Here is a 9274-nt window from a genome sequence, read left to right as displayed (position 1 = left end):
ACACCAATCTTTGGGTAATATTTCACCCATTGATTATTTAATAAAAACTGTTCCGGAGTCTCAAATGTGCGTGACGCGTACAATAGCTTGATAGTTAAGCAAAAAAATGGTATAATTTTATAATAATATAAGTGGAATATTGGTTATACAATACTCACCAGACTTAAGGGCAAAAAGGCGATATCTAAATAAAATAATCTATTTTTTTGGATTATTCTTGCTATGTTTATTAGTGAATTTTGTTAGCGCTGATTCTCAAACAGATAAACTGGTTGAGCAGAGGACAAAAGAACTAGACGGGATTATCGCACAGCAAAATAACAAAATACAAGAGAAGCAAAATCAAGCCAAGAGCCTTAAAGATGAAATTGCAAATATTGAGCAGCAGTCTAAGGCCGTTGAGATTAAAATTAAGACTCTGAATGAAAAATTAAGGGATGCTCAGGGGCGATTAGATTATATAGAAAATGAAGTTAAGCTTAATGAAAAGAAACTGGATCATGAGCAAGAAAAGCTAAAAAAAGGCATTAAGCTTATTTATGCACAAGGTAATACTGATATAGTAGAGATTTTAGCATCAAGCGAAACGCTAAGCTCTGCTGTCAATCAAAGCAAATATCTTCTTACTATTAGTGAAGATTTGGCAGTTTCGGTAGAAAATATAAAAGATATTAAAAATAATTTAAATAAGAAAAAACAAGAAATAGAAAAAGAAAAAAATGAACAGGAATCTATCAAAGGTGAACAAGAAAGATGTAAAGAAGAATTAGCAACTCGAATAATGGCCAAGAATAGACTTATAGATGAGACTAAGGGGGACGAAGAGCTCTACAAAAAAATACTTGAACAGGCATTAAATGATAAATCTCAGGTTTCATCAATGATTTCAGCGATTTCTTCCGGCGCAAGCCCTATTTCCATTGGTCTTCCTTTTTCAGGAGCTAGGGCAGGACAAAGAGTATATACTGGAGAACCTATAGCTAGACTGGGTAACACTGGATTTTCTAGCGGTCCGCACGTTCATTTCGGAGTTTATCAGTATGGTCGTGATATTGATCCAATGCCTCTTTTATCTGTTAATGCTTTTAGCTTTCCAGTACCTGGCGCTAAAATAACCCAGGATTTTTTTGGATCATACAGTCATCGTGGGAGAGGTTGGCCAGGCGGTATAGATTTTGCTGCGGCAGAGGGAACTCCCGTCCGAGCGGCAAAAAACGGTGTTATTATATTTGATGGTGTAGGTAAGAATGGAATCAGTTCGGGTTTTGGGCACTATATAATTATTGATCATCAGAATGGATTTCTAACTCTCTATGGTCATTTAAAATAAAAATATGTTTATAGAAAGATACCTTGCTTAATTAATTATCCTTTGTATAATGAGCCTGATGAATAAAAACAATTCAATAAAATGTATATTAGCGATGTTTATAATATCGTTTATTATTAGTCCTTTTAACGTGTATGCATTGCCATCCATTGATCAGCAGATTAAAGAAATTGAGAGTAAGATAAAAGAAAATAAGCAAACGGTAAATGATAAAAAAGCAGAGGCGGCTAATCTTCAGTCGCAGGTATCTGCTATGAGTGATCAAATCAATGTAGCTCAAGCTAATATAAATTCTTTATCTCATGCAATATCAGATCAAGAAAAAGAAATTGGAACCCTAAAAGAGAAGATAAAAATTAACGAAGAAAAGATAACTCAGAATAAAAGTGATCTTAAAAAATTAATCCAGCTGCTTTATGAAAAGGGCAATCTATCCGCAATGGAAATACTGGCAAGTACGAGTAGTATTACTAATTTTCTCAATCAAGAGGAATATAACCGGGCAGTACAGGATAAAATAAATTCTACAATCCAAGAGATCAAAATATTAAAAAATCAGCTTGAAGCTCAAAAAAAAGAAGAAGAAACTAAAAAACTGAATTTAGAAACTCAAAGAAGTGTTTTAGAAAAGGAAAAAAAGAATCAGCAATACCAAAAATTTTTAAAGGACGATTTACTCAAACAGACCAAGGGACAGCAGGCAGAATATGAAAAAATGTTGGCTGAAAATAATAGAATAGCCGGTGCATTATATGAAGAGAGAGAAAGGCAAAGCAGGCAGAACAACGAATGGTTTGGCGGTGGAGGCAACGATTATCCGTATTTATCTAGAGGGGTTGATCCCTGGGGGTTTTATAAGTTGCAATGTACTTCATATGCTGCTTGGAAATGGAATGTGGTTTATGATAAACCATGGTATAGAGGGTCTGGTCCTTCAGGAACAGGAGATGCTCATAATTGGCCTAATTTAGCTATAGGCCAGGATTATCATGTAAGGTATAGTCCTCAAGTAGGAGATATTGTAGTCTGGCCTAAAACTAAACTTACTCCATATGGTCATGTAGCAATTGTAGAGAGAGTAAATTCAGATGGTACAATAGAAGTTTCAGAATATAATTGGAAGAAGCCAGAATCCTATACTTATAGAGGCAATATTTTATCTTCTGGTCTCACTTTTATTTATTAAAATTATTTGACAAACAAAGCGGTAAATTTTAATATAATAAGTGTTGGGATATCCCAACACTTATTTTTTAGATGTTAATAACTTCAAATAGAAACAGAAGAAAAATCAACTTCATTCCAATCATATTTATTGGTTTTTTAATGGCCGGTTCTTTTATATTTGGGCTTCTTTTAGGGTCGGGGAATCTAGGAAATATTAGACAGATCGGTCCTATCCAAATCAAACCAGCTATATTAAATCAAGATAGCGGTAAACCGCAAAATATTGATTTTAAACTTTTTTGGGATGCTTGGAATATGTTGGAGAACAAATATGTCGGAAGCTTGGACTATCAAAAAATGCTCTATGGAGCTGTTAAAGGAATGACCGATAGCTTAGAAGATCCATATACAATTTATCTGAATCCTGAAGAATCAAAACAGTTTCAAGAAGAAATAGACGGTTCTTTCTCGGGAGTGGGTATGGAAATCGGAATAAAAAATGGTGAGTTAGTGGTTATTTCTGCTCTGCCAGGCACTCCCGCCGATAAAGCAGGCTTAAGATCAAAAGATAAAATCATTAAGATAAATGGCGAAGAAACTCAGATTATGACCATAGATCAGGCAACAGAAAAAATTAAAGGCCCAAAAGATACTGAGGTTACTCTTACTATACAAAGAGGTAAGGATGCACCAAAGGATTATAAATTAAAGAGAGATACTATTAATGTTAATAGCGTAAAAACAGAATATGAAAAAGTAGGTAATAGTAAAATTGCTATTATAAAAATAACTAGATTTGAGCAAACAACGCCAGACAGTTTTAATAAGGCAGTTGAAGATATATTAATGAATCAGCCTAAAGGGATAATTTTAGATCTTAGAGGAAATCCAGGAGGGTATTTTACCGGTGCAGTGGATATTGCGTCAGAATTTCTTGATGGCGGCATCGTAGTGATTGAGGAATCAAAAAACGGTAACAGAAAATCCTTTAAAACGTCTAAAAAAGGTAGATTGACTAAAAATCCTTTAATTGTTTTAATAGACGAAGGTAGTGCCTCAGCTTCGGAAATAGTTGCAGGCGCTATTAAAGATAGGAATAGAGGTAAAATTTTAGGTCAAAAAAGTTTTGGTAAAGGATTAGTACAGCAGGTTTTTGATCTTGATAAAGGGTTTTTAAAGATAACGATATCTAAGTGGCTTACTCCTTCTGGTAAATCTATAAATAAAGCAGGAATAGAGCCTGATATCAAGAAAGAATTAACGGAAGCTGATTACAATAATGGTAAAGACCCACAATTAGACGAAGCATTAAAAATTTTAGGAGAATAAAAATGGAAGTTATATTAACTCAAGATGTAGAAAATTTAGGGAAATATGGGGAAGTGAAAAATGTTAAAGATGGTTACGCTAGAAACTATTTGATACCCAATGGTTCTGCTGTGTTGGCTACCACAAAAGAAAAAGAAAGAGTAGAGAAAGAAAAAGAAATATACATGAAAAAGAGAGAAGGTAAGTTGCAAGGGATAGAAAAGAAAAAAAATGATATAGAAAAGATAAAGTTAGAATTTAAAGTAAAAATGACAAATGATAAAATGTTTGGATCGATCACCAATAATGATATTTCTAAGACTATAAAAGATAAATCAGGCATTTTTATTGATAAGAAAAACATAGAAATAAATCCTATTCATGAAGTCGGTAAATATAAGGCAAAGATTAAACTTGGCGAAGGGGTAAAAGCCAAAATTCTAATTGATGTAAAAAAAGAAGGAGCTTAATGACAAAATATATCTTTGTAACCGGCGGCGTTTTATCAGGAGTGGGTAAAGGTATTACTGCCGCTTCTATCGGATCTGTTTTAAAATCCAGGGGGTTTAAGATTAATATTCAAAAATTAGATCCTTATTTAAATATGGATGCCGGTACCTTAAACCCTGGAGAACATGGTGAAGTTTTTGTTACAGATGACGGGGCAGAAACTGATTTAGATATAGGTCATTATGAAAGATTTTTAGATAAAAGCTTAAGCGGAAGTTCTAGTATTATGGCGGGGAATATTTTTGATAAAGTTTTATCTGCAGAAAGAGAAGGAAAATATTTAGGAAAAACAGTTCAGATAATACCTCACATTACAGCGGAAATTCAGCAAGAAATTATTGATGCAGGCAAAGGTTACGATATTCATATAACTGAGATAGGGGGTACTGTTGGGGATTACGAAGGCCTGCATTTTATGGAAGCTATAAGGCAGATCAAAAGAAAAGTAGGCGCTGAAAACGTTTTGTATTTGCACGTTGTTTTTTTACCATACCTCGAAGCGACTAAGGAGGTTAAGACTCGTCCAGCTCAATATAGCGTTAAAGATTTAAGAAAATTAGGTATTTCTCCTGACATTCTGGTTACAAGATCAGACTATAATATAACTCCTTCAATGATTGATAAAATATCTCTTTTTTGCGACTTGGAGCCTGAAGCGATTATTCCTATGGTTACAGTAAATTCAATTTACGAAATACCTTTGATAATTGAAAAATACAAATGTGCTGATCTTATTTCAAAAATTTTAGGATTAACCAGTAAGTCGCCTGATCTTAAAAATTGGAAAGACCTAAGTGAAAGAATAAAGAAAGACAAAAAAAGCGTAAAGATAGGATTGGTTGCAAAATATCTAACCAATAAAGATACTTACATGTCCGTTATTGAAGCTTTAAAATCCGCTTGCTGGTATAATAATGTCAACCCTGAAATTATATGGATAGATGCAGAAGTCTTGGAAAAAGATCCGAATAAAGCAAAGGAAATATTAAAAAATGTTGATGGTATATTAGTTCCTGGAGGATTTGGCAGTAGAGGAATAGAAGGCAAAATTATTTCTGCACAATATGCTAGAGAGAATAATATTCCGTATTTGGGATTATGTTTAGGAATGCAGATTGTAACAATAGATTTTAGTCGTAATGTTTGTAAATTAAAGAATGCTAACTCAACAGAGTTTAATACTAAAACAAATTACCCTGTTATATATATTATGCCTGGCCAGCGCGGCATAAAGAAAAAAGGCGGAACAATGCGTTTGGGTGCTTACCCGTGTGTGATAAAAAAAAGGAGCAGGTCTTTTGATTTATATAATTCTTCGTCATTTGAGAAAAAAATAAACGGTCAGGATATTTTGATTGAGGAAAGACATAGGCATAGATATGAATTTAATATGAAGTACCGCAAAATTTTGGAAGAAAAGGGTTTTGTTATTTCCGGAATATCGCCAGACGGAAAATTGGTAGAAATAATTGAAATAGAAAATCATCCGTTTTTTGTGGGTGTGCAATTTCATCCTGAATTTAAGTCCCGCCCAAATAAACCGCATCCATTATTCGTTGGTTTTATCAAAGCTCTAGTGGAAGGTAAAGATAATAAAAATCTTAAAGCAGACAAATTTTAGCATAAAAAAATAGAGAATTTTTAAAACCGCCCTAAGAGGGCGGTTTTAAAAATCTGCTTCTTTATAATTATTTATTTGGAACTACATTTACCATAACTCTTTCTTTTTTCTTTCCGGTAAAGCCATTTTCTTTCTTTTTCTTGAATTGAACGATTCCGGCCGATGTTGCAAATAAAGTATCATCAACTCCAGCTCCTACATTATCTCCTGGATAGAATCTAGTGCCTCTTTGACGCACAATAATTCCACCATCTTTTACAAGCTGGCCGCCGAAAACTTTTAATCCTAATCTTTTTGACTGACTATCTCGTCCGAGACCTGTACTTCCGCCTGCTTTTTTATGCGCCATATATACCTCTTAACCTTGATTTTATTATAATAAATCCCTAATTTGCTTTGGGACATAATCTATATTTACTTATGAATATTACCTTATTTTATCTTTTTAGTCAACGGTTAACCTTGTTAAATAATAAAAAAAGAAGTTCTATATCGAACTTCTATTGAGATTTGAGTATATTTTTTCGAATGGACCGACAGTAATTAATCCTTTATGGTTTTTGTTTCTCCAAAGATTTAAATCTTTATCTGCATTTTCTGGGTCTGGAACATGGATTACATTATGAATTGTTGTTTGCGTTAGGATTGCTTTGTATAGAGAATTTACAATAAGAGGATGATCGTCGCCGTATGTCCCAGCAAGCTTGTATCTGATTGTTCCAGGCACTGCTTTTATTGGCTCGGTTTTGCCGGCTAATTCCTTTAATCTTGTTTTGGCATTGTCACCTTGTACTATAATTGCAGCAATTCCACCGGACATCATGTAAGCTTTGTGTCTTTCTATAACGATTTTTCCTGTTTCTAATGGTTTGTATCCTTGGCCAAAGTATATGGATGGGTCTAGTCCTTTTTCATCACAGATGTTTAGATTGTTATTTCCATATTTTCTTAGCTCTTCATTGGTATAATAATATTGTTGATCGATTACGTTTTGGTCTGTATAAGCTAAGAGATAGATTTTCGGTATTTTTAACCCATGAGTTATTATTATACTGGCGATTTCATGTATATAAGGTACAAAGTCTGGTTTAACTATTCCGATAGTGGTTTCTTTCATTCATATAGCCCCCTTATTTAAAGGAACAAGAGCAGAGCTTTTAAGGAAAGAAGTTTATCTTAATTAGCTCACTAAATCAAGTTTTTAATTGTTTAAATAAGTATGTTAGAATTCGTCTATGGATATTATTAAATTTTCCGAAATTAATATAGGTTTTATAAATCAGGAGTTAGAAAAGGGGAAAATATTTGTAATTTCTACGGATACTTCTTACGGTATTGTTGGTAATATTAATAAACAAACAGTTGAGAGGATCTACAAAATTAAGGAAAGAAGCAAAGATAAACTTATGCCGATTTTTGTTAATCAAAAAATAGCAAAAGAAGTAGCTATTGTTAATAGACAAGTAGATGCTTTAATGAAAGAATTTTGGCCCGGTGATCTTACCTTAATTTTGCAGGTTGGGCCTAGTAAGAATAAGATTTTAGGATCAGTTCTGGATCCAAACAATACTATTGTGGCTAGAGAACCTAATGATAGGTTAATTTTAAATATTCTAAAAGAATACAAATTACCAGTTACAGCTACTTCGGCAAATATATCAAACAAACCACCAGCGTATAAATCAAAACAAATAATGGACTATTTTTCCAAAACTAGTAGCCTATCTCCTGATTATTTTATAGATTCAGGTAACTTGCCTAGAAGACAGGTATCAACTATTATAGACTTAACATCAAATTTAAAAATTTTGAGGACGGGAAGAATAAAATTAAAGGACATTAAGGAAGCGCTATAGTGTTGTAATAATGCTATTATTAGATAGACTATTAATTAAATAGTCCCGACATCCACATACGTTTCGTCGGGGTCTTCGGCCTCTGTAAGGAATATATATCCAGAGGTCTCGAGAGGTAAAATAATGCTAAAAGAAACTGATCTAGAAATTTATCAAATAATTGAAAAAGAAAAGCAAAGGCAAAGCGAAGGCATTGAGCTTATACCTTCAGAAAATTATATTTCTCAGGCAGTGATGGAAGCAATGGGGTCTGTTTTAAATAATAAATATTCCGAAGGATATCCCAGAAAAAGGTACTACGGAGGCCAGCAATACATAGACGAAATGGAAGAATTAGCCATAAAAAGAGCTAAAGACTTATTTGGGGCAGAGCATGTAAATGTTCAGCCTTATTCTGGTAGTCCGGCTAACATCGAAGCTTTAATGGCCTTGCTTGAGCCAGGTGATAAAATTATGGGCATGAATCTGTCGCACGGCGGACATTTAACTCATGGTCACCCTGTTAGTTTTTCGGGGAGATTATTTAAAGTTGTGCAATATGGATTAAATAAAGATACCTGTATGATTGATTATGATGAAGTCAGAAAAATGGCATTGGAGGAAAAACCAAAGCTTATAATTTCCGGAGCCACTGCTTATCCTAGAACAATAGATTTTCAAAAGTTCGCAGATATAGCAAAAGAAATTAATGCATATTCTTTGTCTGACGTATCACACGTTGTCGGTTTAATTATAGGGGAAGTTCATCCTTCACCATTTCCATTTACAGACGTTGTAACCACCACAACACATAAAACTTTAAGGGGTCCGAGGGGTGGGATGATTATGTGTAAGAATGAATATGCGGAAAAGATAGATAAATCTGTTTTCCCGGGTGCTCAAGGTGGTCCCCATGATCATATTAATGCCGCAAAGGCGGTTGCTTTAAAAGAAGCTTCTACTCCAGAATTCAAAGAATATGCCAGCCAGATAGTAAAGAACGCTAAAGTTATAGCTGATGAATTAATGAGTTTTGGTTTTAATCTAGTTTCCAATGGTACGGATAACCATTTAATTCTTGTTGATTTAAGGAATAAACAGGTGACAGGTAAGGAAGCTGAAGTAGCTTTAGATAAAGTTGGGTTAACTGTTAACAAGAATGCAGTTCCCTATGATGATAGGCCGCCTTTTGACCCATCGGGCATTAGATTGGGTAGTCCTGCTGCAACAACAAGAGGTATGCAAGAAGGGGAAATGAAAAAAATCGCCCGCTGGATCAACGAAGCAATAGAGAATAGATCAAAAGAAAATAAACTGAACGAGATAAGAGAAGATGTTCGTCAGCTCTGTTTAAGTTTCCCAGTCCCCGGAATTAGATAATTACATAGCACAAATAAAAATAGACCTTAATGTCTATTTTTATTTGTTGGTAATATTTAAATTGGTGGGATATTCTAAACTTTGCGCGAAATTTCTTTGAGCGAAACTGACGCTCCGCCCCGC

At 34.0% G+C, this 9274-nt stretch carries 9 protein-coding genes; 7 read left to right on the top strand and 2 right to left on the bottom strand.

Going from position 1 to position 9274, the window contains the following annotated elements; genetic code table 11:
* The first annotated feature begins 139 nt into the window (after positions 1-139).
* The 5 genes from COX95_04280 to COX95_04260 all read left to right on the top strand — a co-directional run bounded on the left by COX95_04280 (position 140) and on the right by COX95_04260 (position 5936).
* Entirely contained in the window at positions 140-1330 is a 1191-nt protein-coding gene (locus tag COX95_04280) for a hypothetical protein (protein PIZ85411.1), read from the top strand.
* 49 nt (positions 1331-1379) lie between these two features.
* A complete protein-coding gene (locus COX95_04275; protein PIZ85410.1) occupies positions 1380-2516 on the top strand; it encodes a hypothetical protein in 1137 nt (378 codons plus the stop codon).
* A 71-nt stretch (positions 2517-2587) separates the two neighbouring features.
* Positions 2588-3826, top strand: coding sequence for a hypothetical protein (locus tag COX95_04270; protein PIZ85409.1), 1239 nt, complete (start codon positions 2588-2590; stop codon positions 3824-3826).
* Positions 3827-3828: 2 nt separating this feature from the next.
* Positions 3829-4275: a 50S ribosomal protein L9 gene (gene rplI, locus COX95_04265; GenBank protein ID PIZ85408.1), complete on the top strand. Its 447-nt coding sequence runs from the start codon at positions 3829-3831 to the stop codon at positions 4273-4275.
* The gene (locus tag COX95_04260; GenBank protein ID PIZ85407.1) at positions 4275-5936 is read left to right on the top strand and encodes a CTP synthase; all 1662 of its coding nucleotides are present in this window, start codon (positions 4275-4277) and stop codon (positions 5934-5936) included. Before rplI ends, COX95_04260 begins: the two co-directional genes overlap by 1 nt.
* Before the next feature lie 67 nt (positions 5937-6003).
* Here the strand turns inward: COX95_04260 and COX95_04255 are convergent, their stop codons facing one another.
* Entirely contained in the window at positions 6004-6285 is a 282-nt protein-coding gene (locus tag COX95_04255) for a 50S ribosomal protein L27 (GenBank protein PIZ85406.1), read from the bottom strand.
* A 138-nt stretch (positions 6286-6423) separates the two neighbouring features.
* Positions 6424-7053 (bottom strand): hypothetical protein, encoded by a 630-nt coding sequence (locus COX95_04250; protein ID PIZ85405.1) that lies wholly within the window; start codon positions 7051-7053, stop codon positions 6424-6426.
* Positions 7054-7171: 118 nt separating this feature from the next.
* Between COX95_04250 and COX95_04245 the strand changes: the two genes are divergently transcribed.
* Together COX95_04245 and COX95_04240 are read left to right on the top strand one after the other, a co-directional pair.
* Positions 7172-7792 carry a threonylcarbamoyl-AMP synthase gene (locus COX95_04245; protein ID PIZ85404.1) on the top strand — a complete coding sequence of 207 codons (621 nt, stop codon included), beginning with the start codon at positions 7172-7174 and terminating at the stop codon, positions 7790-7792.
* Between the two features lie 123 nt (positions 7793-7915).
* A complete protein-coding gene (locus COX95_04240; protein ID PIZ85403.1) occupies positions 7916-9151 on the top strand; it encodes a serine hydroxymethyltransferase in 1236 nt (411 codons plus the stop codon).
* The last annotated feature ends 123 nt before the right edge of the window (positions 9152-9274 follow it).

The sequence above is a fragment of the bacterium CG_4_10_14_0_2_um_filter_33_32 genome, from assembly GCA_002792735.1.
Taxonomy (GTDB): Bacteria; Patescibacteriota; CPR2_A; order CG2-30-33-46; family CG2-30-33-46; genus CG2-30-33-46.
Note: the sequence above shows the minus strand (reverse complement) of the source record. Positions and strands in the feature narration are given on the sequence as shown.

Excerpts from the sequence above, each read along its gene's own strand:
- COX95_04275 (PIZ85410.1), top strand. The coding sequence starts at position 1,380 with ATGAGCCTGATGAATAAAAACAATTCAATAAAATGTATATTAGCGATG.
- COX95_04270 (PIZ85409.1), top strand. The coding sequence starts at position 2,588 with ATGTTAATAACTTCAAATAGAAACAGAAGAAAAATCAACTTCATTCCA.
- rplI (PIZ85408.1), top strand. The coding sequence starts at position 3,829 with ATGGAAGTTATATTAACTCAAGATGTAGAAAATTTAGGGAAATATGGG.
- COX95_04260 (PIZ85407.1), top strand. The coding sequence starts at position 4,275 with ATGACAAAATATATCTTTGTAACCGGCGGCGTTTTATCAGGAGTGGGT.
- COX95_04255 (PIZ85406.1), bottom strand. The coding sequence starts at position 6,285 with ATGGCGCATAAAAAAGCAGGCGGAAGTACAGGTCTCGGACGAGATAGT.
- COX95_04250 (PIZ85405.1), bottom strand. The coding sequence starts at position 7,053 with ATGAAAGAAACCACTATCGGAATAGTTAAACCAGACTTTGTACCTTAT.
- COX95_04245 (PIZ85404.1), top strand. The coding sequence starts at position 7,172 with ATGGATATTATTAAATTTTCCGAAATTAATATAGGTTTTATAAATCAG.
- COX95_04240 (PIZ85403.1), top strand. The coding sequence starts at position 7,916 with ATGCTAAAAGAAACTGATCTAGAAATTTATCAAATAATTGAAAAAGAA.